The following is a 26,659-nucleotide window of genomic DNA, read 5'->3' as shown; positions in this document are numbered from 1 at the left end:
CTCCGTGTTCGGCAATATCGGCAAAGCCTTGAGCACGGCATTGATGATTGCGCAAATCGCCGGCACTGGCGGAACCTTCCCCGTGCAAATGCTGCCATCCGGATTCCGAGAAATCTATCCATATCTGCCGTTCTCCCACGCCATGACCGCATTACGCGAAACGGTCGGCGGCTTCTACGGCACCGTATATTGGGAACAAATGGGGCGCATGGGCATCTATCTGCTCGTGGCGTTGCTGATTGGCATTCCCCTCTATACGCCGATCAGTCGGGCCATGGCACGCACCAATGATCTGGTGGCGAGCACCGGGGTGATGGGCTGAGGCTTATAATGAGCCCATCCAATGAAGGAGCATCTGCCATGAATCGTCACCAGTCTGTTATCGAACCATTCGCGCTCGCCCATGTGCGTGTCGTACCAGGTGACGAATCGGGAACCGTGCACAACAACATGACCATTCTGGTGAACGCTGCCGGTCGCATCGAACAGGTGGCGCCCAGCATCGAAACCAGTATCCCCGAGGAATACCATTACTTGGATGGTACCGGTAAGACGGTGATGCCAGGGCTGATCAATGCGCATACGCACCTGTTCGCACAGGGCAAGCCGTTGAATCCCAAACTCGCCACGCCAAAAGGGCAGCGGATGCTCTCGCAGCTGGTGCATTCGGCTCTGGGCAAGCCGTATATGGCTTCAACGGTGAAAGCTAACGCGCAGGCATTGTTGGAATCCGGTGTAACCACCATTCGTACACTTGGCGATGTTGGCTATGAAGTGGTGGATTTGCGGGAAAAGATTACTGCAGGGGAGGTTCCTGGCCCTCGCATCCTGGCATCCGGTCCGCTGCTGGCCATCCCTGAAGGGCATGGTGCGCCACTTATCGCACTGACCAGCTCCACGCCGGAAGAGGCGCGCGACTGTGCGCTTCGCAACATAGATCATGGTGTCAACGCCATCAAGATCACAGCCACCGGAGGCGTGACCGATGCACAGAAGATCGGTGAGGCCGGCAGTCCGCAAATGAGTGTGGAACAGATGCGCGCCATCTGTGATGCCGCCCATGAGCATGGCATTATTGTGGGCGCGCATGCGCAAAGCGCGGAAGGTGTGCGGCGTGCGCTCAAGGCCGGCGTGGATACCATCGAGCATGGCAGTGTGCTCGATGATGAGCTGATAGCGCTGTTCCGGCATAATCCGGACTCGCTGCGCGGCTATTCCGCTTTGGTGCCCACGCTGTCCGCTGGGCTGCCATTGACCATGATTGATCAGAAGGTGACCGGCATCACGGATATCCAGCTGGAGAACTCCAGAACCGTGGTCGAGGGCATGGTGGCTGGTGCTCGCCAGGCGCATGAGGCTGGTCTCGAGGTCGGTGTCGGTACGGATACCGGTATGACGTTTGTGCCGCAGTATGCTACATGGCGTGAATTGGTGCTATTGGTGCGATTTGCCGGATTCACGCCTGCTCAGGCGATTCATGCGGCCACTCAGGTCAATGCGCAGATACTTGGCGTGGATGATATTACCGGTTCGTTGAAAGTCGGCAAGGCAGCCGATCTTCTGGTACTGAGCGCGAATCCGTTGGAGGATTTGCATGCGCTTGAGCGCCCGGCATTGGTGGTTGCCGCAGGACGGCCGGTGTTTCGGCCGAACGTGGAACGGTTCCAGCATATCGATGCACTGCTGGACCGTGCTTATGAATAAAGAATGAAGCGGACGCCATTGTCCGATTATTCAGTTATGCCAGCTTCACGCTGACTGTTGAATTATCGAATCTTCAGTTGTGTGACCATTCCGGTCAGGGGAGAAACGCCGATATATGCGATTCTCGTGAGCGTGTAAGCGCCGGTGATTCAGCGAGCGATCTTCTCGGAATCGTTGACGATGTCAGCAACGACCTGGCCGTTCTTCATGCCCGGCTGAGCCACAGAGTTGGCGCCGTAGAGAGCGAGGCCGCGCAGCATAGAATCCTTGAGAGACATGATTGTTTCCTTTCGTTAGTCAAAGCCGGTTGGCTTTGATTTTTTTTCGGTTTCGTTTGAAACCGGTTTCAGAATACAGCGAGAATGTGTGCTTGGCAAATTACCTGATGGTCATCGGCGTTTCGCGCCATTTTCCGCCATTCTTACTCCTGCTTGAATCGAACCGGTTCGACATGTTCGAATGTTTGTTGATGGGGATGAGTCTATGACGGTAGGTGAGCGGTGGGTTTATGATGGCTTCCATTTTTTGTGCCGGCTTATTCCTATTGTGAGAATTGCGCGTGATTATCAAAGCATCATGAAATAAAAGGGGTGGGCATGGCGAGAAGTACAGGGCATTCGCGCCCGGTCATCAAAGATGTGGCCAAACTTGCCGGTGTTTCGGCTCCTACGGTGTCCCGGTACCTGAATGGCACGGCGAAAATCGCCGAAGATAAGCGCAAACGTATAGCCCAGGCCATTAAGGAACTGGGCTATGAGCCGAGCATGGCCGCTCGTGCGTTGTCCAACCGCGAAATGGACTCGGTGGTGGTATTTGCCTCCAAGCCGGACGAATTCTCCACGTCCGCCACGAATCATGGCGTTGAGGGTGCGGCACGCAAGCGCGGCTTTCTGCTCAATATCGTCTCACTCGATGAAGCGGATATCGCGTCCGTTGAAGCTCGTGTGCGCATGGGGCTCGCAGTGAGACCTGCCGGTGTGCTCGTCTATGAGTATGGATGGGCTGGTGTCGAGGCGTTGAAAGTGGTTCCCTCCAACGTGCCGACTGTGGTGGTTGGCGGAGGCTTTGGCGATGGTGATTACCAGGTCATCAATGCCGAACGTGAAGGTGGCCGCTGGATGACCCTGCATCTGCTTGATTTGGGGCACAAGACAGTATTCCATGTGCGATGGAGTCAAGAATCGGGCGATAATTCCCGTACTAATGGCTGGCGTGATGCGCTTCTTGAGCGTGATATTGATGTTCCTGAACCGATAGTCATACCGATGGGTGATTTCAACAAGGCGGTGGCCGCCGGGCGAAAGCTGGGGCGGCGCAAGGATGCAACCGCGATATTCGCCGCGACTGATGAGCTGGCTATCGCTGTGATGAAGGGGCTGCGTGAAGCTGGTCGCAGGGTTCCGCAAGATGTAAGCGTTATCGGCTTTGATGACATGGCGTTCGATGCCATGTGGGAGCCGCCGCTGACCAGCTATACGCAGAATTTCCACGAGATGGGGGAGCGGGCCTTCCGCATGGTGTTCGACCAAATTCAGGCGAAGCGGAGGGGGATTGAGCCGCCGCCAGCCCAGGTCGAGATTGTGCAGGGAAGGCCCTGTTTGCGTGCCTCGGAGTCGTCTCGTTAGCCGAGCCTCTTCAACAGCGACTCCACATGTCCCTTGGCGCGTACGTTGTATCGGGCCAGTTCGATTACTCCTTGGGTGTCAATCGCAAACGTGGAGCGAATCACGCCCACATGCGTCTTGCCATAGAGTTTCTTCTCGCCGTAAGCGGCATATAGCTTATGCACGGTCAGATCCGGGTCGGAAAGCAGCGGGAACGAGAGATGATCGCGTTCCCGGAACTTCTGCAGCTTGGCCACCGGATCTTTGGAGACGCCGAGCACCGTGTATCCCAGTGAGCCAAGGCGCGCCATATTGTCGCGAAAATCGCAGGCTTCCGTGGTACAGCCAGGCGTCATAGCCGCTGGATAGAAGTAGAGAATCACGCTGTTGCCTTGTGCGGTGAGCCTGGAAAGCGTGATCTCGGATTCGCTGCCATCAGGGTTGACTGCGGGCAGGGTGAAGTCCGGTGCGCTGGCTCCAGCTTCGAGTCGTGCTGGCAGGTCTGTTTGAGTTTCGGTATCGGTCATAGTCACCATCGTAATCATCGGTCATCGTCATCGGGTGGCGGTTACCGGTATTGCGTCGCTGGCGTTGTTGACGCTGGGATCGGTAGGCGAGACAAAGCGAACATGGCGATTGAAGAAGTTCACAATCAGTCCGGTGATGGCGGCGGCGAACCAGAAGGTAACCGCCAATTGCAGATACTGCACGGCATGAAAATCGCGGCGCAGCAAAATAACTTCGATGAGAACGAATATTGCGTTCATTGCAAACGTGGTGACACCGAAACTGATCCATGGATATTTCAAGGTCACCACCCATGCGATGCTGGAAATCGGGGAAGTACCCAGATTGCTCTTGGTGATCAATGCGATGCCGAACGATTCAATAGCAAGCCCCACAAGCATGGAAGCCAAACGCTTGACGAAGTATGGCATGATTTATTCCTCCCCCCCCTTGCTCTATGTTGGCGATGACATGACGTAGCCCCTCGCGTAGAGTTTCCCGTTCGGTTTCGCTCATGCCTTGCATGGCGGTTTCGTCGGCCTGCTGCATGATTGCAGCAATACGCGAGGCATAGTCATGCCCTGATTCGGTGAGAAAGACTCGGTATGACCGTTTGTCGGTTTCACGGATTTCACGCCGCACAAGTCCGCGCAGTTCCATGCGGTTCAGGAGTCCGGTCATCGTGGATTTGTCAAGAATGCATTCAGCGCAAATTTCCTTGGCGGTGCGGCCATCCTGCTCGGCCAGACATTCGATGATTTTGGGCTGACCCGGTAGAAGCCCTATGCGTCGGATTGCCTCATCGATTCTCCGGTTGGAGTGGTTGAACGTGCGCAACAGCAGGAAATGCAATTCGTTATCCAGCATGATATACGGCTTCCTTCGATATGAGAGCGATCTGCAGGAATGTATGAATTCATTCGATTCCTATAATAGCATTTTTAGTTGGCATGCAAACTATAAATGCGGTGTACGATGGATGTATTTGATGGAAACAATGTGGTTTTCATGGTTCCGCTGATGCGGCCAATGGGGGTGTACTGATGAGCAAGGAACGCGACATGATTGACAAAAGCACCAAGCATAAGGATGCAGCCAAACATCAGCGTGAACAGTCGAAACGAATCAATAGGGCACTTGATCGTGCAGCCGACTGCCTATCGGCACTCGGTGAAGCGAAGGCTGAGGTCGAACGACGTGATATGGCTGAGCGTGCGAGCGATCTGCTGAGCAGCGTATGGTCGCTGCCTCCCGCGCAACGGCTTATGTTTACGGAGAGCATGAATCTTACGGATGTGGATCCTGATTCCATGCCGGGATTCGAGGGGACCAAGGCCGATGGTGAGCGCTTCATTGAGGTGTCCGCCGACGATTTGGCCCGGTATCAGATGCTGATGTATGCCAATGGCGTGCGAGGGTCCAAACGTCGGCTGCTCATTGTGCTGCAGGGCATGGATGCATCCGGCAAAGGTGGCATCGTGCGCCATGTGTTCAGCCAGGGCAATCCGATGGGTATGCACTACAAAGGATTCGGCAAGCCCACCGAGGATGAGCTGCGCCATGATTTCCTGTGGCGGGTGGATAGGGAATTGCCGCAACCTGGTTGGATTTCCATCTTTGACCGCTCGCATTACGAGGATGTGGTCATGCCGCATGTATACGGCACTTATCCGGAATCGGTATGGCGGCCGCGCTACGAACGCATCAATGAGTTTGAGGCAAAACTCGCTGACGATGGATGTTCGATTATCAAAATATTTCTGATGTCCAGCAAAGAGGAGCAGCGAAAGCATTTCCTGGGGCGCCTGGAGGATCCTACCAAATACTGGAAGTTCGATATCTCCGATTTGGATGCGCGTGATCGCTGGGATGAGTACATGAACGCATGGCAGGAAGTGTTCACTCTTACCAGCACCGAAGCTGCGCCGTGGTATCTCGTGCCCGCCGACAATCGATGGTATTCCCGCGCCGTGGTCAGTGAATTGCTACGTGACGCGATGCGAGGCATGAATCAGCAATGGCCTGAATTGAACGTCGACCCGGATGCGGCGCGGCAACGTTTGGGGGAGTGACGATACGGAAAGGGGCGTGGCCATGACGAGCCACGCCCCTTACAGGAGTAGTCAGAGGTTGACGAGAATCACTTCACGTTCTTCATGCCGAGGATGGACAGCGCGCCGAAGATGATGCCGGCGAACACGGAGATGATCAGGATCACCGTGGTGACGGTAGCGGTCAGGTTCACCTTGTTGGCCGCATCAATGAAGCCGATCTTGGCCGGCAGCAGGATGCCGCTGATATCGAAGAACGGGCCGTAGAAGGCGATGGTGCAGAAGAACTGACCATAATCACCACAGCACATCAATCGGTGCGGTGGTCTTGTTGGTTTCGATGATGGCGCAAATCTGTTCCGGGGTTTCCTTGCAACCACGACGAATCCACAGCCAGATGATCGAGGAGACGGCGGAGACCAGAATCTCCATCGCATAGTCGGCGGGAATGCCGTTGTAATCATGCTTGGGTTCTTCGCCGAAGCGCTTGGCCTGCGCGACAATCAGTTGCTTCAGCACGTTCTTCAGCCGATCGTAGAGTTGCATATCAGTGCCTGAACGGGAGACCGCGTTAAAGAACGCGTAATCATCTTTGACGTAGTGGAGGGCTTTAGCGATGGCAATTTCCTTGAATGCATCGCATATTGCTTTGCCGTTGGAGGTTATGGTCTGCCCGTTGTCGTCGGAATTCTCCACAAGAATCTGGGTCAGGTCATCGATGGTGTCGTCGATGAGCTGCTGGCGCAGATCGAACTTGTCGATGTAGTGCATGTAGAACGTGCCGCGATTGATGCCGGCCGAACGGGCAATGTCGCTCACGGTCATCGCGTCAAAACCTTTGGACTGCATCAGCTGGGTGAATGCCGCCTTGATTTTCGCTTCGGTTTTGGTATTGCGCTTGCCGACCATGGTCTGCCTCCGTTCTGTTCTGCAATGTAGTGATGTCTTATCGCGCAGTTCATGATTCTATCAACACGTTGTCTGATTAACATGCAGAATCGGCAATTTTCCGGGAAGTGTTCAATCTAGACACTTTGCCCAATGGTGATTATTGACCGTCTGTTTCTTTTGAAATTACGATGCAGACAATAAATCAACACGTTGTTTATTCAAGAGCAGATTTCACGGAAAGACAGCAGGGTACAGCACCATGGCATACATCGAAATGGTCCACAGCTTCAAGCGCTACCAAACCGGCAGCACCACCATTACCGCCAACAATGACGTCAGCTTTGGCATCGAAAAAGGGGAGCTGGCCATCATTCTTGGCGCATCCGGCGCTGGCAAATCAACCGTACTCAACATTCTGGGCGGTATGGACACCAACTCTGAGGGCCAGGTCATCATCGACGGTAAAGACATCTCCAACTACAACGCTCACCAGCTCACCGACTATCGCCGATACGACATCGGCTTCGTCTTCCAGTTCTACAACCTCGTTGCCAACCTCACCGCCAAGGAGAACGTGGAACTCGCCTCGGAAATCGTCAAGGACGCACAGGACCCAGTGCAGACGCTGATCGATGTCGGGCTTAAGGACCGTATCGATAATTTCCCCGCGCAGCTATCCGGCGGCGAACAGCAGCGTGTAGCCATCGCCAGAGCCGTGGCCAAGAATCCGAAGATTCTCCTGTGCGATGAGCCGACCGGCGCACTCGACTACAACACCGGCAAACAGGTGCTGCAAATCCTGCAGGACCAAAGCCGCAAGAAAGGCGCCACCGTGGTGATTGTCACCCACAACTCAGCCATCGCGCCCATTGCGGACCGTGTGATTCACATGCACGATGCCCGCGTCAAATCCATCGAGATCAACGAACATCCGATGGATATTCAGGATCTGGAGTGGTAAGTATGCGCAAACGTATGCTCTGGAAGGATATCTTCGCGACCCTCAACAAATCCAAGGGCCGCTTCCTGTCCATCGTGAGCCTGATGCTGCTCGGCTCCTTCGCGCTCGTCGGACTATTCGTCACCGGACCGAACATGCGCATCACCGGTACTGATTATTATCGCGATAACAATCTGGCGGACGTCACCATCATCAGCGACTACGGCCTGACCGATGAAGATGCACGTATCATCCGCAATACCGCAGGCGTCAAATCCGCGGAATTCGGCTACTTCAAAGATGTGACCATCAAGAACAGCAATCACAGTCTGCGCGTCTACTCCAATCCGAAAACCATCTCCACATTCGCCGTGGAGGAAGGTCGGTTGCCGAACAAAGCCAACGAGATCGCATTGGATCGCACCGAGCGTGATACGTACGCCATCGATAGCACGATCACCATCAGCGAGCAGCCGGATATCGTCGGGGATAAGGTGCTGAAGCGCAGCCGATATACAGTGGTCGGCTTCGTAAACTCCACCGAAGGATTATCCAATGTGAACCTGGGCCAGTCCACAGCCGGCACCGGCGAGCTTGACGGTTATGCTGTGGTGACGGACTCCGCCTTTGATTCCAAGGTGACGATGATCGGCCGCGTGACGTTCGACGATACGCGCAACGTCGATTACTGGACCAGCGAATACCGCGACCTCGTGCAAACGCATAAGGACACGTTGACCAAGCGATTGGCCAATCAGCCCAAAGCCCGTGAGAACTCCATAAAAGATGAACGTCGCCAGCAAATCGAGAAGGCACAGGCGCAGGTCGACGCGGCCAAGCAGCAGTTGACCGATGCGCAGACACAGTTGGATGACGCCAAAGCCCAAATCGAATCAGGCAAGGACCAACTTGCCGATGGCAGTGTTACGGCAGTGGATCAAGCATCTTCCGCGATAGCCGAACTCTCCGGTGCAAGTGCGCAAATCGCCTCCGCTGGCTCCCAACTGACCGCGGCGCAAACCAGGCTCGCCGCAGGTGGGCAGCAGCTGAGCCAAGGGCAAGGTCAGCTTGATGTGGCCTGGCAGCAGCTGTCCGACGCCAAAACGCAGCTGGATATGGCACGATCCGCATTGAGCGCATCCAAAACAGTGCTCGACAAAACCGGGCAGTTACTGCAGTCATGGGCGGATTCCGGACTCGCCGGTAATACGTATGCAAGCGTGAAAGCCCAATACGACAAGGCGCTACAGGCATACAACGATGCGGCAGAGCAATATAACGAAAAACTCGATGCCTACAACAACGCCTTGCAACAGTGGAATTCCAGTGCCGCGCAACTTCAGCAAGGCAGTGCGGAATATCAAAAGAACGCAGCGGCCATCGCTGACGCCGGCAATCAGCTGGCCAATAAGCAGAACGAATTGGGCGCTGCCGTATCAAATGCACCGACCAGTGCATCAGCCGGCGCGAGTCAGCTCATTGAAGGCAACCGAAACCTCGAAAAAGCCGAGGAGGAATACAACCAGAAGCTACAGGAATTCAATGATGCCAAACCGGCCGCCGAAAAGAAAATCAAACAAGCCGAACACGATATTGCATTGGCTCGCGAGAAAGTCGACACGCTTGAAGTGCCCGCCTATTCAATCGACGGCCGGCGTGAAGGCCTGACCTCGGAAGGCTACCGGGTCTACGAGATCATCGCGAACATCGTGGAAAAACTGGCGATGATCTTCCCGGTGTTCCTCTATTTCGTGGCCGCACTCGTGACCTTCACCACGATGGGGCGCATGGTGGACGAGGAACGCACCAATTCCGGCACGCTGAAGGCATTGGGCTATGGCAATCAGGACATCTTGAAAAAGTTCGTGTTCTACGGATTCACCGCCTCGACCATCGGCACGATTTTGGGTGTGCTGCTTGGGCATACGCTGTTGCCGATGATTGTCTACCATGCGTACAGCGATGGCTTCACCGTGCCTCGCATCGCACTGGTATTTCACCCGGTGGTGACTCTGGTGGCGTTCCTGCTCGCATGGGTGAGCGCAGTAGTACCGGCTGTGCTGGCCGCATACCGTGAACTTCGGGAGAAGCCTGCGGCTCTGCTGCTGCCGAAACCGCCGGCCAAAGGATCGAAGATTTTCCTTGAGCGCATCAAGCCGTTGTGGAATCGACTGAACTTCACGCGCAAAGTTACCGCACGTAATCTGTTCCGCTACAAAACCCGTGGTCTAATGACCATTTTCGGTGTGGCTGGAGCCGTAGCGTTGCTGACTGCGGGACTTGGTGTGCAGACATCCATCGGGCAGATCGGCGAGCGACAGTTCGATGAGATCATCCATTACGATCTGATTGTGGCCGAACGCAGCGATAACAACGAGGAACAGAACAAGACGGTAGCGGATTCGATGAAGCGCGTGGCCGTGGAGTCCTCCACGCCGATTCGCTACGAGGAACTCACCAAAACCGCCGGCAAGGAAAACGACAAGCAAGGTATCACCTTGCTGGTGACCGATGACGCCTATAACTTCGGCGATTACCTGACATTGCGCTCGCGGGCTGGCCGCAACCCGCAGGTGCTCACCGATCGAGGAGCAATCATTTCCGAACGCATGGCTGACATGCTGAACGCCAAGGTGGGGGATACCATCACCGTGACCGACAGCACTGGCATGAACCGACGCGTGCGTGTGGATGGCATTACCGAAATGTACATCGGACATTTCATGGTGATGAGTTCCGGTGAATACGAGCACGTATTCCATAAGGAATACCAATCGAACGCGTATATGGTGAAGCTCAAAGACAACAGCATCGAGAACGCCGAGAAACAAGGCGCACGGTTCATGACAGTGGATGGCGTCAGGGGGGTGGTGCAGAACACCACGATGAAGAACCAGGTGTCCACCATCGTGAGTTCGCTTAACCAGATCATGGAAGTGCTGATTCTGGTGGCTGCGCTCTTGGCCATCGTGATTCTCTACAACCTTACGAACCTGAACGTCTCGGAACGCATCCGTGAACTGTCGACCATCAAGGTGCTTGGCTTCCATTCGAACGAGACCACGATGTACATCTACCGCGAAACCATCGTGCTGTCGGCGCTCGGCATATTAGGAGGCTACGCATTCGGCGGATGGCTGCATCAGTACATCATCACCGAAGTGCCGCCGGATGAGGTGATGTTTGATCCTGCGCTCGGCTGGCTGGCATTCGTGGTGCCGCTGGTGCTGATCGCCGTAGTACTGGCGCTGCTGGGTGCGGTGGTTTACCGGCGATTGCGCACGGTGGACATGCTCGCCGCACTGAAGTCGGTGGAATAGCGCGAATGGCCGCGTCATGGGATACGAAATCCTCATGACGCGGCCGATTCCATAGGTGTCCCAAAATTGCGTAAAATTGACTCTTGACATTTTCGCCTACTCGGTATATGGACAGCGAAACGTAAAAGACATAACGCAACGCTACGCTGTCAACAGCAACTTAGAGAAGTGGCACGTTGTTAGCGCGCCCATAAGCAATTGAGGTGATTTCGGTGACATTCAAAGCCCCGCTTGATCTCACGGTCCATGCTCCGGACGGCATGTATGACCCCTCCAACGAGCATGACGCCTGTGGTGTGGGTATGGTCACCACTCTGAACAAGCGTCCTGAGCACAAGATCGTCAAGGACGCCATCGAGGTGCTGGTCAACCTCGATCACCGTGGTGCCGTGGGTGCCGAGGAAAACACTGGTGATGGTGCCGGCATCCTGATGAGTATGCCGGACGAGTTCATGCGTGCCACGGTTCCGGCTGAACTGCCGGAAGCCGGCCATTACGTTGCCGGCATCGCGTTCCTCGACCGCGATATCGAAACCTCCGGTCAGCAGGAGCAGGCCATCGCCAAGATTGTGCGTGAAGAAGGCCTCGAAGTCCTCGCATGGCGTGTGGTCCCCACCAACCCGGACGGCCTCGGTCTGCAGGCGCTGGCCGCAATGCCAGGATTCAAGACCTTGGTCATCGCCTCCGAGGATGGTTCCTTGGGCGGTGTGGAACTCGACCGCAAGACCTTCCGCATTCGCAAGCGCGTGGAGCATGAAGTCGGCGTCTACTTCGCCTCCCTGTCCGCTCGTACCATCACGTACAAGGGCATGCTCACCACCATGCAGCTCACCCACTTCTTCCCGGATCTGGTCGATGAGCGCATGAAGGCCACCGTGGCCATCGTCCACTCCCGCTTCTCCACCAACACGTTCCCGAGCTGGCCGCTCGCGCAGCCGTTCCGCCTGATCGCCCACAACGGTGAGATCAACACCATCCAGGGCAACCGTAACTGGCTGTCCGCCCGTGAAGGCCGTTTGAGCTCCGAGCTGCTCGGCGAATTCAAGCCGCTGCTGCCGATCACCACTCCGGGATATTCCGATTCCGGCACCTTCGACGAGTGCCTCGAGCTGCTGCACCTGGCCGGCCGTTCCTTGCCGCACGCCATCTGCATGATGCTGCCGCCGGCATGGGAGAAGAACAACGATCTCGATCCGGATGTGCGCGCCTTCTACGAGTACAACAACACGCTGATTGAGCCGTGGGATGGCCCGGCGGACATCGTCTTCACCGACGGCACCCAGGTCGGCGCCCTGCTGGACCGCAACGGCTTCCGCCCTGGCCGTTGGCAGCTCACCGATGACGGCTACATCGTGCTCGCCTCCGAAGCCGGCGTGCTTCCCGAGACCGAGCAGGACCACATCGTGTCCAAGGGTCGTCTGGAGCCGGGCAAGATGTTCCTCGTGGACACCGCCGAAGGCCGCATCATCCCGGACGAGGAAATCAAGAAGAACCTTGCCGCCCAGCACCCGTACCGCAAGTGGGTGGAAGGCAACTCCGTGGAGCTTTCCGATTTGCCCAAGCGTGAGCATGTGAGCCACTCCGGCCAGTCCGTGCAGCGCCGCCAGCGCGCATTCGGCTACACCGAAGAGGACCTGAAGCTGCTGCTGACCCCGATGGCCAACACCGGCAAGGAGCCGCTCGGTTCCATGGGCAACGACACCCCGCTGCCGGCCCTGTCAAAGCGCAGCCGCATGCTGTTCGACTACTTCATGCAGAAGTTCGCACAGGTCACCAACCCGCCGCTGGATTGGGAACGTGAGGAGATCGTCACCTCCCTCGAATCCGCCATCGGCCCGGAGCCGAACCTGCTGGCCGATTCCGAACTGCACGCCAAGAAGATCCTGATTCCGCTGCCTGTGGTCAACTCCGATGAGATGGCCCAGCTGAAGCGTCTCGACCGTGCCCGCATCCTCGGCGACTACTATCGTCCGTACGTGGTCAAGGGCCTGTACCAGGTGGCCGGCGGCGGCAAGGCACTCAAGGAGCGCCTGGACGAGATCTTCGCCGAAATCGATGAAGCCATCGAAAACGGCAAGAACTTCATCGTGCTCTCCGATCGTGACTCCAACCACACGTGGGGCCCGATTCCATCCCTGCTGCTGACCGCAGCTGTGCAGCATCACCTGCTGCGCCGTCACACCCGCACTCAGATCTCCATGGCCGTCGAAGCCGGCGATGTGCGTGAGATTCACCATGTGGCACTGCTCATCGCATACGGTGCCGCTTGCGTGAACCCGTACCTGGCCTTCGAATCCGTGGAGAACCTGGCACGTACCGGCTACCTCAAGGTAGACGAGCGCACCGCAGTGAAGAACCTCACCAAGGCGCTCTCCACCGGCGTGCTCAAGATCATGTCCAAGATGGGCGTCTCCACCATCATGAGCTACCGTGGCGCACAGCTGTTCGAAGCCGTGGGCCTGAGCCAGGAAGTCGTGGACGAATACTTCACCGGCACCACCTCCCGTGTGGGTGGCGTCGGACTCGATGAAATCGCCGAGGAAGTGGCTATCCGCCACCGCGTGGCCTACCCGAACCAGTGGACCGCCGCACCGCACCGCAATCTGCGCACTGGCGGCGACTACAAGTGGCGTCGTACCGGCGAAGACCACCTCAACGATCCTGAGGCCATCTTCCTGCTCCAGCAGTCCACCCAGCGCGGCGACTACCAGATGTTCAAGAAGTACTCGCACCACATTAACGACACGTCGAACCGCATCATGACCCTGCGCGGCCTGATGAAGTTCAAGAACACCCGCAAGCCCATCGACATCTCCGAAGTCGAGCCGGCCAGCGAAATTGTCAAGCGCTTCTCCACCGGCGCCATGAGCTATGGTTCCATCTCCCAGGAAGCACACGAAACGCTCGCCATCGCCATGAACTCCATCGGCGCACGCTCCAACTCCGGTGAGGGCGGCGAATCCGACGACCGTATCAACGATCCGCAGCGTTACAGCCGCATCAAGCAGATCGCTTCCGCTCGCTTCGGTGTGACCTCCGACTACCTGGTACACGCCACCGATCTGCAGATCAAGCTCGCCCAGGGTGCCAAGCCAGGCGAAGGCGGCCACCTGCCCGGTGCCAAGGTCCCGCCGTGGATCGCACAGGTCCGCCACGCCACCCCGGGCGTGGAGCTCATCTCCCCGCCGCCGCACCACGACATCTACTCCATCGAGGATTTGAAGCAGCTGATCAACGATGCGAAGATGGCCAACCCGAAGGCACGCATCCACGTCAAGCTCGTCTCCGAGTTCGGTGTCGGCACCATCGCTGCTGGCGTGGCCAAGTGCCATGCCGACGTGGTGCTCATCTCCGGCTATGACGGCGGCACGGGCGCAGCCCCGCTCAACGCCATCAAGCACGCCGGCACCCCATGGGAGATCGGCCTGTCCGAAACCCAGCAGACGCTGATTCTGAACGGTCTGCGCTCCCGCATCGTCGTCCAGTGCGATGGTGAGCTCAAGACCGGCCGCGACGTGGTCATCGCAGCACTGCTCGGTGCCGAGGAATTCGGCTTCGCCACCGCTGCCTTGATCGTTGAAGGCTGCGTCATGATGCGCGCCTGCCAGAAGAATACCTGCCCGCAGGGCATCGCAACCCAGGATCCTGAGCTGCGCGCCCGCTTCCGCGGCAAGCCCGAGCATGTGGTCAACTTCTTCATGTTCATCGCAGAGGAAGTGCGTGAGATTCTGGCTCAGCTCGGTTTCAAGACGCTCGAAGAGGCCATCGGCCACGTCGAATGCCTCGACCAGAACGAAGCTATCAAGCGTTGGAAGTCCGACGGCATCGACCTGAGCAACGTCTTGAAGCAGGCCGGCCCGGTTCCGGGCACCATCCTGCACCAGACCATCGAGCAGAACCACGAGCTTGAAAAGGCTCTGGACAACGAGCTCATCAAGCTCGCCGAGCCAGCGCTCGAACGCAAGGAACCCGTGCGCATCGAGATGCCGATCCGCAACGTCAACCGTACGGTCGGCACGATGGTCGGCTACGAGATCACCCGCCGTTACGGCGAGGAAGGTCTGCCGGACGACACCATCGACATGACCCTGCACGGTTCCGGAGGCCAGTCCATCGGTGCCTTCATTCCGCGCGGCGAGACCCTGCGCATCTACGGCGAAGTCAACGATTACGCCGGCAAGGGTCTGTCCGGCGGCCGCATGATCGTGCGTGCCGAGGATGGCGTCACCTTCGACAAGCACGAGAATGTCATCGCCGGCAACGTCACCGGTTTCGGTGCCACCTCCGGCCAGATGTTCGTGGCAGGCCGCGCCGGCGAACGCTTCGCCGTGCGTAACTCCGGTGCCACTTTCGTGGTGGAAGGCGTGGGCGACCACGGCTGTGAATACATGACCGGCGGCACCGTCGTGGTGCTCGGCCCGACTGGACGCAACTTCGGCGCAGGCTTCTCCGGCGGCAACACCTATGTGCTTGACCTCGACATGAAGAAGGTCAACCCGGGTGCCATCAAGTCCGGCAGCCTGCTGTTCAAGTCGCTGAACGCCGAAACCTCCAAGCTGGTGTACGGCCTCGTCAAGCAGCATGCGGAGGAGACCGGTTCCCAGTTCGCGGCGGCACTGCTCGAGGACTGGAACGAAACCGTCAAGCGCTTCACCCACGTGGTCCCGAAGCAATACCTTGCTATGACCAAGGCCATGGAAGAAGCCAAAGCCAACAACATCGATTTCAATTCGCCCGGAGCCTGGGAAGAGGTTTACGAGCACGTCACGGAAGGAGTGCGCTGACATGGGCGACCCAAGAGGATTCCTGAAAGTCCGTACCCGCCGCGAGCTGGCTGAACGCCCCATCGAGGAACGTATCAAGGACTGGTTCGACGTGCACGCCGAATCCGGTCTGCAGCCTTGGACCCGCGAACAGGCCGCACGCTGCATGGACTGTGGCACCCCGTTCTGTATGACCGGCTGCCCGCTCGGCAACGTGATTCCTGAGTTCAACGATTTGGTTCGCCAGGGCAAGTGGGAGGATGCGTACAACCGTCTCTCCCAGACCAACAACTTCCCTGAAGTGACCGGCCGCATCTGCCCGGCACTGTGCGAGCAGGCCTGCGTGCTCGGCATCCATCAGCCGCCGACCATGATCAAGAACGACGAATGCACGATTATCGACCAGGCATGGGATTTGGATTATGTCAAGCCTCTGCCGCCGCAGCGTCTGACTGACCAGACCGTGGCCGTGGTCGGTTCCGGCCCTGCAGGTTTGGCTGCTGCCCAGCAGCTGACCCGCGCCGGCCACACCGTGGTCGTCTATGAGAAGGATGATGCCATCGGTGGCCTGATGCGCTACGGCATCCCGAACTTCAAGCTCGAAAAGGGTCTGATCGATCGCCGCGTGGAGCAGATGGAAGCCGAAGGCACCCGATTCCGCACCAACGTGGAAATCGGCAAGGACATCTCCTGGGATGAGCTGCGCGATCGTTACGATGCCGTGGTTGTGGCCATCGGCTCCCGCGTGCCGCGCGACATGAAGATTCCGGGTCGTGAACTCGATGGCATCCACTTCGCCCTCGACTTCCTGCCGGACGCCACTCGTCGCGTCTTCGGCGTCAAGCCGGTCAACGACATCACCGCTAAGGATAAGCACGTGGTGGTCATCGGCGGCGGCGACACCGGTTCCGACTGCCTCGGTACCTCCATCCGTCAAGGCGCCAAGGATGTCACCGTGCTGCAGATCATGCCGAAGGAACCGGAGACCCGCCCGGCCAACCAGCCGTGGCCGACCTTCGCCCGCACCTACCAGAAGACCACGTCGATGGCCGAAGGCGGCACCTACCTGTACAGCACCGACTCCGTGAACTTCGTCGGTTCCGAAGAGGAGCAGTCCAAGGTCACCATCGAGAACTCCGCCACCGCGGAGGGCTTCGTGGCCGATGAGCACGGTCACGTGACCGGCCTGAAGATCGTGAACGTTGCGCCTGGCGAGAACGGTCCGTTCACCCGCCAGCCTGGCACCGAACGCGTGATTCCGGCCGACCTGGTGCTCATCTCTGTGGGCTTCCTGCACCCGGACACCACCACGCTGGTTGACCAGCTGCCGGTCGAGCTCGACAAGCGCGGCAACATTGCCCGCAACGATAACTTCGCCACCAGTCAGGATGGCGTGTTCGTCTGCGGTGATGCCGGCCGTGGCCAGAGCCTCGTGGTGTGGGCCATCGCGGAAGGCCGCTCCTGCGCAGCGGCCGTGGACGAGTACCTCTCCAGCGAGAAGACCAGCGAGCTGCCGGCCCCGATCAAGGCGTCCGATCGCCCGATGATGCTGCCTCGCTGATTAGTCAAATACGGTTGCCATAGCGAATCCTGCGGTATTATCTACCGCAGGATTTGTTTTTTCCAAAGTAGGAGTACTCACATGCCGAATCGTCGAGAACGTCGTGCCCAAGCCAAAGCCAATCGTAGGGGAGTGCCGTCCCAGTACGACCAGACCCAAGGTCGCGGCCGTTCTGGAATGATTGACGAATACCAGCTGCAGCAGAAGTCCATTCGCTTGCAGGAAGGTACCGATGGCAAGGAATGGAAGCCGAGCGGCGGCAAGGTCGAGGAAGCCGAAACCCTGCTGACCACCAATCCGAACTATTCGAATCCGAAGATGTTCAAGGCTCCGCATTCGGTACGCCAGTGGTTCCGCGTGGGCAGCTGGACGCTGATTGCCTTGGCCATCATCGCGTTCTTCGTGGTCATGTGGCTGCCGACGCATCCGATGTGGCTCATCGCCACCGTTTCCGGCGTCTTCATCGTCGGTGTGGTGAGCCTGTTCTTCACCGCCGGCAACTCGAAGGACAATCCGAACCTCGATCAGAACGGTACCGCCGTCTGATATAACGGGTTCGATAACCATTCGAACAACTGGTACTGACCAAAACGGCGCTATGTATGCGGCTCAACGAACATAACGCATACATAGCGCCGTTTTTCATATCGAAAGTGACACTAAGTATGCGCAGCCTTGGCTGACGCGCATACTTAGTGTCCCTTGCAGCCACAATGGCACTTATTCGTCATGCTCACTGTTGCCGCGGTGCCAATAGATGAACTTGCGAACGAGTACGTTACTTGATCGCCTCGCATTCACCCCTGTGAATCGCTTCCGCGGCCTTATCAGTGAAATCGTTCATCAAATATTGCTCATGATGATTCTGTGCGGCGTACTGTGCGCTTTGCTTCAGCCAATTCGCATCCGCACCCAAATATTTGATGGCGTAACTGTTTGTCACACCCTCAAATCGATTCACGCCGTCCTGTACCACCACTGGCGGCTGAATGGTACCGCAGTACATGTGAATGGCATGGTGGGCGAGCTCGTGACGAATGGCGGCGGCGGGCGCGTAATCCGTATCCCAACCATTAGCATCCGTATTGGCGTAAATAACGTTTGGAGTAACCGGGCAGTAGTACGCAAAGGTTTCCTTATCCTCGAGCGCTTGCATATCCGGGTTGTTTGAAGAAGATTTGGTGCAGTATTGCATACCGGCTTTGAAATCCCAGTTGATTTGTAAGCCAGCGAGCTCAACGATTTTCTGAGCGCTTTCCTTATAATTCGATCCCATAGTGTTGGCGGCAGCTGCGATTTTCGGTTCCAGGTCCGCCCATAGCGGCTTCAATTCCACGGAATTCTGACCATCGACCGTGTACGTATCACCATTAGTGCCCTTGAGCGTGATCTGCACCTCAAGCGGCTCACCCTTCTTGAAATGAGCCTCTACTGTATCCGTATCGGTTTTGTAGGAAGCAATCACATCGTCCATCTCATTGGCATCAATGCCGATAGTGTCTCCGATAAGCTTCAGATTCGAGGAGTACTTGCCCAATACGGCGATAAAGTCAGTCACATATTTGCCGCCATCATCGCTGATGGGAATACGGTACTTATCCATGAAGCCTTGTAAATCGGTGAGCGCTTCCTGGCTGTATTGCTCATACTTATCGTTGACGTACTGGTATGTTTCCTGATATGAAGGACGATCCTTCATCGTGATGTAGGTGACTTTGGGTTCATTCTGCTGTTGCTGTTCCGCTTGACTTTGCGACTGCTGGACGGCATCGTTAAGCGCTTTGTTCGCCATCGCCGCGAAACCGGCGGTAATCGCTATGAAAAGCAGCACCGGGATGAGAATGACTGAAATCACGATGGCTGCAATGCCGCCGCCGCTCAGACCGCGCCTTTTCTTTACCGGTTGGGCGTAATAGTACGGAGATTGCGTAGGGCGTGGGGCGGCAGGCCTATATGAGGCTGCTGGATTGTTCGGCCGTGCGCCAGGTTGCGTGTATGGATTGGTTTGCTGGGCGTAAGGGTATTGCTGTTGTGGATACGGACTCTGTTGTGGATTGGTGGGTTGAGAATGTTGAAAATATGGGTTTGATTGCTGAGGAGGTTTTCCTTGATATGAAGGTCCACCATATTGGTTGGGCTGATATGGATTGGATTGGTTGGGCTGTCCTTGCCCATATGGATTGTGCGGTTGTGGCCCGGTCATGTTACCCCTTCGTTGAAGACCTGTGCGAGTGTCTATAGTTTAGGATGCGGATGTGCCCATCGTCTAGTTTCGTATCCATTGGGCTTCGTGGTATCAGCACTATTGTGTGGTGTGCAAGTGACGAGTGGATCGGTAAATACAAAACGCACGCTGAAGGTTGTGCGTTTTTGCGGGGCTCGTGCTTTAAAGTAGGAACTGCTTGATTTTCTCGATGCACGAAGGAGAGCTAATCCGATGAAAGTTGACATCCTTACACGTGAATACCCGCCGCACGTCTACGGTGGTGCTGGCGTGCACGCCGAAGAGCTGTCCAAGGTTTTGGCTGAACGCATTGATGTGACCGTACGCGCTTTTGACGGCAAGCGCACTGAGGCCGATGTTCCTGCGATTCCGAATGCCGCCGAAGCCAAGGGCAGCCTCAAGGTTGTGGGCTATGGTACTCCTTCCGAGCTTGCTGATGCAAACCCTGCATTGAAGACCTTCGGCATTGATCTGCAGATTGCCAATGATGTCGATGCCGATATCATCCACGCACACACTTGGTACGCCTGCCTCGCCGGCTATCTGGCCAAGATGCTGCACGGCACTCCGCTGGTCATCACCGCTCATTCGCTCGAGCCGTTCCGCCCGTGGAAGCGCGAGCAGCTCGGCGGTGGCTACAACCTGAGCTCCTGGGCTGAGAAGGACGCCTATGAGCATGCCGACCGCGTGATTGCAGTCTCCGGCGGCATGAAGAAGGACATTCTCGCCGCCTACCCGAGCCTCGACCCGGACAAGGTGGTCGTGGTATACAACGGCATCACCATGTCCGAATTCGCCACTCCGGCCGACGATGATTCGGGCTGGAAGGTCTTCGAGCGTTACAACATCGACCGTTCCAAGCCGACCCTGTTGTTCGTGGGCCGTATCACCCGCCAGAAGGGTCTGCCGTACCTTTTGAAGGCCCTACACTTCGTGAACCCGGATGTTCAGGTGGTGCTGTGCGCTGGCGCTCCGGATACTCCGGAGATTATGGAAGAGGTCAAGACCTCGTTCGCCGAGCTCGACAAGGAGCGCGGCAACATCGTTTGGATTGAGGAGATGCTGCCGAAGAACGAGCTGTCCGCTCTGGAACACGGCTGCGATGCCTTCATCTGCCCGTCCATCTACGAGCCGCTGGGCATTGTGAACCTTGAGGCCATGGCTTGCGGCCTGCCCGTGGTGGCCTCCGCTACCGGTGGCATTCCTGAGGTTGTGGTGGATGGTGAGACCGGCTTCCTGGTACCGATCGACCAGCTGCACGATGGCACCGGCACCCCGACCAACCCGGACAAGTTCGTGCACGATATGGCCGATGCCATCAACAAGATCATGGCCGATCCGGAGCTTCGTAAGAAGATGGGTCAGGCCGGCTACGAGCGCGCCCGCGACGTATTCAGCTGGGAATCCATCGCCGACGAAACCGTCAAGGTCTACCAGTCCGTCCTCGACGAACAGAAGAAGTAACCTGAACTCAGCCTCCCTCTGATGAGGGAGGTGGCACGCGAAGCGTGACGGAGGGAGAGACATCGCCCACAGACGAGCCTCTCCCTCTACGTGTTATTACAGTTACCATGTATTTCAGGAATGTTCACTATGCCTACCACCGTTCTGCAACTCGACAACGTTGAATTCCGCCGCAATCGCCGCGTGATCATCACCGATGTGAACCTGACCGTTAAGGCAGGGGAACGGTGGGTGCTGTTCGGGCCGAACGGCATTGGCAAATCAACGGCGGTGGGCATGCTCGCCACACGTACTTTCCCCTCGGAAGGCCGTGTATTCATCCTCGGCCATCAGCTCGGCAAATACGATGTGTTTAAACTTCGTACGCGCATCGGTCTCGCCTCCGCCGACTTGGGTCGTCAATTTCCGGATTTCGAAGATCCGCTGGATGCCGTGGTCACCGGTCTTTCCGCAGTAACTGGCCGTTGGCAGGACACCTACACCGAAGCTGAATATGCACGAGCCCGCCAGCTGCTGCATGACTTCCGCGTGGGCTACTTGGAAGGCAAGCAGATGTGGCGCCTGTCCGAAGGCGAACGCACGCGCGTACTGATTGCCCGTGCGCTGATGGGCGACCCGGAACTATTGATTATGGACGAGCCGACCACCGGCCTTGATCTGGGCGGGCGCGAGCAGGTGATGCGTACGTTGAGCCGTATTGGTGAGGAAAGCTCCGATCGTGCGGTAGTGCTGGTGACCCATCGTCTGGAGGAGATTCCCGACGGTTTCGACCATATCGCCATCATGGGCCGCAAGCCGGTATCTGCAGAAGATGCCACCAATGATGGCATCGATGCGATGGGCAACCCATCCGCAGGAACCATCGTCTATTCCGGTCCGCTGGAGGAAGGCCTGACTGACGCGCGACTCTCCGACCTGTTCGGCATGCCCATCGAAGTCGAACACAGCCACGGCCGCTGGTCCGCCTACGCAGTGTGAATTAGTAGGAACAACTTCGCAATTGGACGTATAGGTAATTTATGCCGCTGCTCCTCAGTCGTATATGATTGTCATTTGCAATTGTAGGTTGGGGAGTAGTATGACCATAGATATTATTTATGTGTGCACTGTGATAATTGCATTTACTGCGATGCTGGGTTTTTCCCTATTAATTAAGAGGAGAGACGAAAGACCGACTCTGAATTCCTACTATACAATAGAGGCGATTGCTTCTGGTGAAGGTAGTGGGTTTTTCCGGTTTAATCTTTTGAGATTTACTCCAGTTTGTATTGTAACTTTTGCGGAAACGTCTATATTGTGTTCAGTCCACTATAATATTTATTTGCGTTTTGTTGCTGTATTGATTTCTACCCTGCTATTTATAGCATGTACATATGTTATTAATATAATAAAGGCTTTTACATTTGGAGAGCGTCTTATAAATATATACTGCATTGCTGGATGCATTTGTTTTTCCTCTCTTATAGTGTATATTTCAGTTTTTTATGATTATTCTGTATTTGCTCCTTCCGATATCGAAGCTTTTATTGACAATATTTGGGGAACGCTATCGTCGGCTTTGATTCTTGTCGCGTTCTTTGAATTGCTCCGAAACGATAATCATAAGGAATTTGAGTCCCTTTCTGCGGTGGAAAGAAAAGAAAGACTCATTAAGAAATGTTTTTCACGGTTATACTCAAAATATTATATTTTTGTCAGACATGCCGCAAGTAAGAATAATGCTTCCTTATCTTTGTTGATGGCAATTCTTATATATGAAGATTTGAATAGACCGTGGTACATAAGAAAAATTGAGAATGTTTTGGTTAATTTACCTGGGGCTCAGCTTACTGTTGGCATTGCTCAGGTTAAATCTTCGGTTCCGTTAAGTGATGAAGAGAGTATTTTCAAAGCTTCTGAAATATTGTATGGAACTGCAGATGTTCCTCGAGTAAATTTGGTTTATGCTATTTGTAGATATAATTCTTCATATAGTTATGTTGGCTCTATTCTTGAGATTAAAGAAATTCTTGATAGTGCTAATTTGCTTAGATTAAATTAATCTATAATAGTTGTAGACAATATTAATTGATATATTTCATTTTTGTGAAAGATGGATAATGACTGCATGCAAACTCGTTTTCATTGATATCGATGGGACTTTGGCGGATGAGAACCACGTGGTGCCCGAATCCGCGCAAGAAGCCTGTCATGAGGCTCAGCGCAACGGGCATAAGCTGTTCATCTGCACCGGTCGCTCCATGCCGAAAATCGAACGCAGCATTCTGGACTTGGGCTTCGACGGTGTGGTGTCCGTAGCGGGCGCGCAGGCGAATGTCGGCGATACGCTGCTGTTCCAGCATCTGGTGCCGGCTGCGGCCGTGGATGCGGCGATGGAATACTTCAAGCTGCATCACATTGAAAGCTACCAGTGGCAGGGCGCGGACGGCATGTACATCTCCGAAGGCTACCGCCGCCATTTGGAATCCAAGGGCAAAGCGTTCAACCGCGGTGAATTCGCGAAGTTCTGGCATCTTCTGGACGAAGTCGAAGTGCCATTTGGTTCCACGCTGGGCCAGACCATCAAGGTCAGCAAAGGCTCGTACTTCACCGGTCCCAACCCAGACGTGACTTTTGAACAAACCAAACGAGATTTATCTCCTTGGTTTGAGACCGTGCATGGTTCGTACGACAAGATTTCTCCGAACAATGGCGAGTTGCTGATTAACGGCATTGATAAGGGTACGGCCGTGCGTGATGTGGCTGATGCGCTTGGCTATACCATCGCCGACACCATTGCCATCGGTGACTCGGACAATGACACCGCGATGTTGAAGGCCGCCGGCACGTCCGTGGCGATGGGCAATGCGATTCATGGCATCGAGAAGTTCTGCGACTTGCAGACCACCGACATCCACAACAACGGTCTCGCCAACGCCTTCCGCGCACTTGGCTTGGTGTGACTGCTACGCGGCACCATTGAGGGGAGTGGTGGCATGGGCAGGTCACGTTATTATGGGAACCAACGTAGCCAGTAACGCAATGCGTCGTGGCGAGGCCTGATTATGGCTTTATTATCGCGTGGAAGGAGCATGCAATGGTCGCGGAATTCGACGATGACGCCTCACGCGTGAATCATGAACCGGAACATGAGCAGCAACGCCGAACTGCGCAAAAAGCTATGGTGCAAAAGGCCTTGGAAGGGGCCGCCGCGGAAACGGTGCAGCGTTTCGGTTCCGCCGTGAAAGAGCATCTTGTGGCGTATAGCGGTACGGATCATGAAGCAGCCAGCGTCGGCGGCAAACCAGTGCCGCACAATAGCCTGAAAGTCAACGCTGAGATGGCTGGCAGGCAGGGTGTGAAGCAGCTCGCCGGTTTTAGCGCGGAAGTCGAGTCGACCGCGCGTAGAAATGCCGACCGCATTATCAATGGTGAATCGGAACGTTTCAAGCGATACGACGCAGTGAAGGGTAAGGCCAACGATCCGATTGTCGACATCGTTGAGGTTGATGCTTTCGGCGAGATTCTGGGCGGCTCGCAATCTCAGATGAAATTCGTGGGTAGCGATTCCAGAGCTCTACTGAAGGCTTTGAAAAGCAAAGAGTACGCAAAGTACCGTGATTGCGGTGTCATCATGGATATTCCAGATGATTATTATGACGTGCTCATGGGTGATGGTCCTGACGGCATCGACACCCAAATCCACAGCATGCAACGCAAACTGGATTCCGGCAAGCTCACGAAAGAATCCTCTGAACGCGTCCAGCAGGAAATCGATAAGCTCCACACTATTAAGAAAAGCCTTCGTAAAAGCGGCCTGACCAAGCGCGAAGCCGAGCAAGCGGTCATGCACCCGAAGCTCACTGCCGCGAAGGACGTGACCAAGTTGGCGCATCGTGCCGGTATGGCACAGGCGAAAACCGGTGCGTTGATTGGTGGTGGGACCTCGCTGGTTCGTAATCTGGTTGGTTGCGTCAATGGCACTATCGAACCGCAAGAGGCAGCGAAGCGCGTGGGAGCGGATACAGCTACAGCTGCAGCGTTCAGCTATGCCACTGCATTTTCGGGCACCGCAATCAAAGGCGCCATGCAGAATGCTTCGAACGGATACGTGCGAAGTCTGTCCAAGACCAATGTGGCGGCAACTCTGGTCTCCACAACCGTGGACGTGTCGAAAGCCATTGCCGGGTATTGCCGCGGCGAGTTGACCGCAGCTCAGTGCATTGAACAGATGGGGCAGCAGGGTCTTGGGCAATTAGGCGCGGTCATGGGCACCGCTGTCGCAACATCCGCGGTCAGCGCAGCTGGAGTCACCGGTGCCGCAGCCATCGCCGCCGGCATGTTGGGCAGCATGCTTGGCTATACCGCCGCCATCGCCGTATATGAAGAGCTGGCAACGGCATTGCGTGAATACGAATTGGCGAAAGAAGAGCGTATCCGCGTGGAGCAGGAATGCGCTGAAGCCGTGGAGCTGATACGCCGGTATCGTAGTGACTTCAATACCGCAGTTGATACGTATCTGGCTGATAAGACGAAAACGTTCAATGCTGCCTTCGACGCCATGGATGCCGCGATTCTTGCCAACGATATCAACGGGTATCTGACAGCCAATGCTTCCATACAAGAGGCTTTGGGATACCGGCCGAGATTCCGCACCCAGCAAGAGTTCGATGACATGATGGGCTCCGGCGAGGACTTTGTTCTCTAGGAAAAGTGAGGAGAAGCAATGACCACCATTCAGCGCAAGGCCGCTTTGCGGGCATTCTATTATTTGATGGCCGTGGACGGTTCAGTCACCGCGGATGAGATGGAACTGTTCAACCATATCGGCGAGGAATTGGACAACGAGCATTTCCATGACTACGCCGAGCAACTGGTGGACTCCTGTGCCGGTTACTTATCGCAGTATGCCGATAAGGATGATGACCGATATGACGTGATCGTCGAAGGGGTTGACGAGGCTGTCTCGAAACGCGCCGAATCCGGGGATGGGGTGTCATCCAGACTCCTGTTGTGGGATATGCTGTCGGTGGCGTACGCGGATGGGCATTATGACCAAGCCGAGAGAAAGCTGGTTCGCCATATCGCCAGAACGGTTATCAAGGAGCGTTCCATCTATCCCGAGATGGAGCATCTGATGAATGCCGCCCAATCGGTACGGGAGGAACTGACGTGGATCACGTCATCGGATCGTCCCTATGCCGAAGTGCAGCCTGTGGTGGAGGCTCTCCGCGAGCGTGAAGAGACGATCCGGCTGGCGGCGACTCAGCTGGTGGCGGATGAAATGGTTCCGAAGGCGCCTGCGGCCATTACCGTGCATAAGGACGTGTTCGACCTCGCCAAGGAGAACGTTGACCAAGCGGTGACTCCAGTGATCGGACAGGTACAGCAGGGCATGCAGGATGCCGCGGATACGGTGAAACAAGCCGTTGCCAATGTTCCCGGCGTGGCACAGGCCGGTAATGCTGTGAACTCCGCTGTGAAATCGGTTGGCGATGCGTTGAACCCGGTCGGTGATGAGGTGCGAAAGCAAGCCAGCAATGCAGCAAGGGAGGCACAAAAACAGGCCGAGGATGCAGCCAATGCGGTTAAAGGTTTCGTCGGCGGATTATTCGGCGGCAAGCGCTGAAACTCAACGAGGAGGATGGGTA

General features: G+C 56.1%; 22 protein-coding genes and 1 pseudogene. 16 read left to right on the top strand and 7 right to left on the bottom strand.

Annotated features, from left to right (window positions below):
• Together F7D08_RS09735 and F7D08_RS05895 are read left to right on the top strand one after the other, a co-directional pair.
• Nucleotides 1-322, top strand: a pseudogene (locus tag F7D08_RS09735) (YhgE/Pip domain-containing protein); the annotation flags it as partial.
• Nucleotides 323-360: 38 nt separating this feature from the next.
• Nucleotides 361-1,704 (top strand): metal-dependent hydrolase family protein, encoded by a 1,344-nt coding sequence (locus F7D08_RS05895; protein WP_152209731.1) that lies wholly within the window; start codon nucleotides 361-363, stop codon nucleotides 1,702-1,704.
• A gap of 149 nt (nucleotides 1,705-1,853) precedes the next feature.
• Here F7D08_RS05895 and F7D08_RS09895 read toward each other — a convergent pair whose 3' ends face one another.
• Entirely contained in the window at nucleotides 1,854-1,982 is a 129-nt protein-coding gene (locus F7D08_RS09895; protein ID WP_264371451.1) for a hypothetical protein, read from the bottom strand.
• Nucleotides 1,983-2,300: 318 nt separating this feature from the next.
• Here F7D08_RS09895 and F7D08_RS05890 point away from each other — a divergent pair, with 318 nt between their 5' ends.
• The gene (locus F7D08_RS05890; protein WP_152209730.1) at nucleotides 2,301-3,329 is read left to right on the top strand and encodes a LacI family DNA-binding transcriptional regulator; all 1,029 of its coding nucleotides are present in this window, start codon (nucleotides 2,301-2,303) and stop codon (nucleotides 3,327-3,329) included.
• Here F7D08_RS05890 and F7D08_RS05885 read toward each other — a convergent pair.
• The 3 genes from F7D08_RS05885 to F7D08_RS05875 are packed head-to-tail and all read right to left on the bottom strand — an operon-like array spanning nucleotide 3,326 to nucleotide 4,682.
• The gene (locus tag F7D08_RS05885; protein WP_193316211.1) at nucleotides 3,326-3,844 is read right to left on the bottom strand and encodes a peroxiredoxin; all 519 of its coding nucleotides are present in this window, start codon (nucleotides 3,842-3,844) and stop codon (nucleotides 3,326-3,328) included. The genes F7D08_RS05890 and F7D08_RS05885 overlap by 4 nt on opposite strands.
• Nucleotides 3,845-3,862: 18 nt before the next feature.
• Nucleotides 3,863-4,246 carry a hypothetical protein gene (locus tag F7D08_RS05880; RefSeq protein WP_152209728.1) on the bottom strand — a complete coding sequence of 128 codons (384 nt, stop codon included), beginning with the start codon at nucleotides 4,244-4,246 and terminating at the stop codon, nucleotides 3,863-3,865.
• Nucleotides 4,194-4,682, bottom strand: a complete 489-nt coding sequence (locus tag F7D08_RS05875) for a MarR family winged helix-turn-helix transcriptional regulator (protein ID WP_152209727.1) — start codon at nucleotides 4,680-4,682, stop codon at nucleotides 4,194-4,196. Before F7D08_RS05875 ends, F7D08_RS05880 begins: the two co-directional genes overlap by 53 nt.
• Nucleotides 4,683-4,876: 194 nt before the next feature.
• Between F7D08_RS05875 and F7D08_RS05870 the strand changes: the two genes are divergently transcribed.
• Nucleotides 4,877-5,887, top strand: a complete 1,011-nt coding sequence (locus F7D08_RS05870) for a PPK2 family polyphosphate kinase (protein ID WP_152209726.1) — start codon at nucleotides 4,877-4,879, stop codon at nucleotides 5,885-5,887.
• A 68-nt stretch (nucleotides 5,888-5,955) separates the two neighbouring features.
• Here the strand turns inward: F7D08_RS05870 and F7D08_RS05865 are convergent, their stop codons facing one another.
• Together F7D08_RS05865 and F7D08_RS05860 are read right to left on the bottom strand one after the other, a co-directional pair.
• Nucleotides 5,956-6,177 (bottom strand): hypothetical protein, encoded by a 222-nt coding sequence (locus F7D08_RS05865; RefSeq protein WP_152209725.1) that lies wholly within the window; start codon nucleotides 6,175-6,177, stop codon nucleotides 5,956-5,958.
• Complete coding sequence (locus F7D08_RS05860; RefSeq protein WP_152209724.1) at nucleotides 6,164-6,775, bottom strand: TetR/AcrR family transcriptional regulator; 612 nt, start codon at nucleotides 6,773-6,775, stop codon at nucleotides 6,164-6,166. Before F7D08_RS05860 ends, F7D08_RS05865 begins: the two co-directional genes overlap by 14 nt.
• A gap of 241 nt (nucleotides 6,776-7,016) precedes the next feature.
• Between F7D08_RS05860 and F7D08_RS05855 the strand changes: the two genes are divergently transcribed.
• From F7D08_RS05855 to F7D08_RS05835, 5 genes are all read left to right on the top strand, one after another.
• On the top strand, nucleotides 7,017-7,718 hold the full coding sequence (locus tag F7D08_RS05855; protein ID WP_152209723.1) for an ABC transporter ATP-binding protein: 702 nt from the start codon (nucleotides 7,017-7,019) through the stop codon (nucleotides 7,716-7,718).
• Between the two features lie 2 nt (nucleotides 7,719-7,720).
• Nucleotides 7,721-11,017 carry an ABC transporter permease gene (locus F7D08_RS05850; RefSeq protein ID WP_152209722.1) on the top strand — a complete coding sequence of 1,099 codons (3,297 nt, stop codon included), beginning with the start codon at nucleotides 7,721-7,723 and terminating at the stop codon, nucleotides 11,015-11,017.
• 212 nt (nucleotides 11,018-11,229) lie between these two features.
• Nucleotides 11,230-15,801 carry a glutamate synthase large subunit gene (gltB, locus tag F7D08_RS05845; protein WP_152209721.1) on the top strand — a complete coding sequence of 1,524 codons (4,572 nt, stop codon included), beginning with the start codon at nucleotides 11,230-11,232 and terminating at the stop codon, nucleotides 15,799-15,801.
• Nucleotide 15,802: 1 nt separating this feature from the next.
• Nucleotides 15,803-17,341: a glutamate synthase subunit beta gene (locus F7D08_RS05840; RefSeq protein ID WP_152209720.1), complete on the top strand. Its 1,539-nt coding sequence runs from the start codon at nucleotides 15,803-15,805 to the stop codon at nucleotides 17,339-17,341.
• Between the two features lie 81 nt (nucleotides 17,342-17,422).
• Nucleotides 17,423-17,887, top strand: coding sequence for a photosystem II reaction center protein J (locus tag F7D08_RS05835; protein ID WP_152209719.1), 465 nt, complete (start codon nucleotides 17,423-17,425; stop codon nucleotides 17,885-17,887).
• 232 nt (nucleotides 17,888-18,119) lie between these two features.
• On the opposite strand, the gene F7D08_RS05830 is transcribed toward F7D08_RS05835, so the two are convergent.
• The gene (locus F7D08_RS05830) at nucleotides 18,120-19,196 is read right to left on the bottom strand and encodes a hypothetical protein (protein ID WP_152209718.1); all 1,077 of its coding nucleotides are present in this window, start codon (nucleotides 19,194-19,196) and stop codon (nucleotides 18,120-18,122) included.
• Between the two features lie 140 nt (nucleotides 19,197-19,336).
• On the opposite strand from F7D08_RS05830, the gene F7D08_RS05825 reads away from it, so the two are divergent.
• From F7D08_RS05825 to F7D08_RS05795, 7 genes are all read left to right on the top strand, one after another.
• Entirely contained in the window at nucleotides 19,337-19,582 is a 246-nt protein-coding gene (locus tag F7D08_RS05825) for a hypothetical protein (protein WP_152209717.1), read from the top strand.
• 196 nt (nucleotides 19,583-19,778) lie between these two features.
• Nucleotides 19,779-21,029, top strand: a complete 1,251-nt coding sequence (glgA, locus tag F7D08_RS05820) for a glycogen synthase (protein WP_152209716.1) — start codon at nucleotides 19,779-19,781, stop codon at nucleotides 21,027-21,029.
• A 129-nt stretch (nucleotides 21,030-21,158) separates the two neighbouring features.
• Complete coding sequence (locus tag F7D08_RS05815) at nucleotides 21,159-22,007, top strand: ABC transporter ATP-binding protein (protein ID WP_152209715.1); 849 nt, start codon at nucleotides 21,159-21,161, stop codon at nucleotides 22,005-22,007.
• 100 nt (nucleotides 22,008-22,107) lie between these two features.
• Entirely contained in the window at nucleotides 22,108-23,070 is a 963-nt protein-coding gene (locus F7D08_RS05810) for a hypothetical protein (protein ID WP_152209714.1), read from the top strand.
• Between the two features lie 55 nt (nucleotides 23,071-23,125).
• Nucleotides 23,126-23,971: an HAD family hydrolase gene (locus F7D08_RS05805; RefSeq protein WP_193316210.1), complete on the top strand. Its 846-nt coding sequence runs from the start codon at nucleotides 23,126-23,128 to the stop codon at nucleotides 23,969-23,971.
• 134 nt (nucleotides 23,972-24,105) lie between these two features.
• A complete protein-coding gene (locus tag F7D08_RS05800; protein ID WP_152209712.1) occupies nucleotides 24,106-25,716 on the top strand; it encodes a hypothetical protein in 1,611 nt (536 codons plus the stop codon).
• 18 nt (nucleotides 25,717-25,734) lie between these two features.
• Nucleotides 25,735-26,637, top strand: a complete 903-nt coding sequence (locus F7D08_RS05795; protein ID WP_152209711.1) for a tellurite resistance TerB family protein — start codon at nucleotides 25,735-25,737, stop codon at nucleotides 26,635-26,637.
• Nucleotides 26,638-26,659: the final 22 nt, after the last annotated feature.

Source organism: Bifidobacterium cebidarum, assembly GCF_009193305.1.
Classification (GTDB): Bacteria; Actinomycetota; Actinomycetes; order Actinomycetales; family Bifidobacteriaceae; genus Bifidobacterium; species Bifidobacterium cebidarum.
The sequence above is the reverse complement of the archived record's forward strand: the minus strand, read 5'-3'. Positions and strand labels throughout refer to the sequence as shown.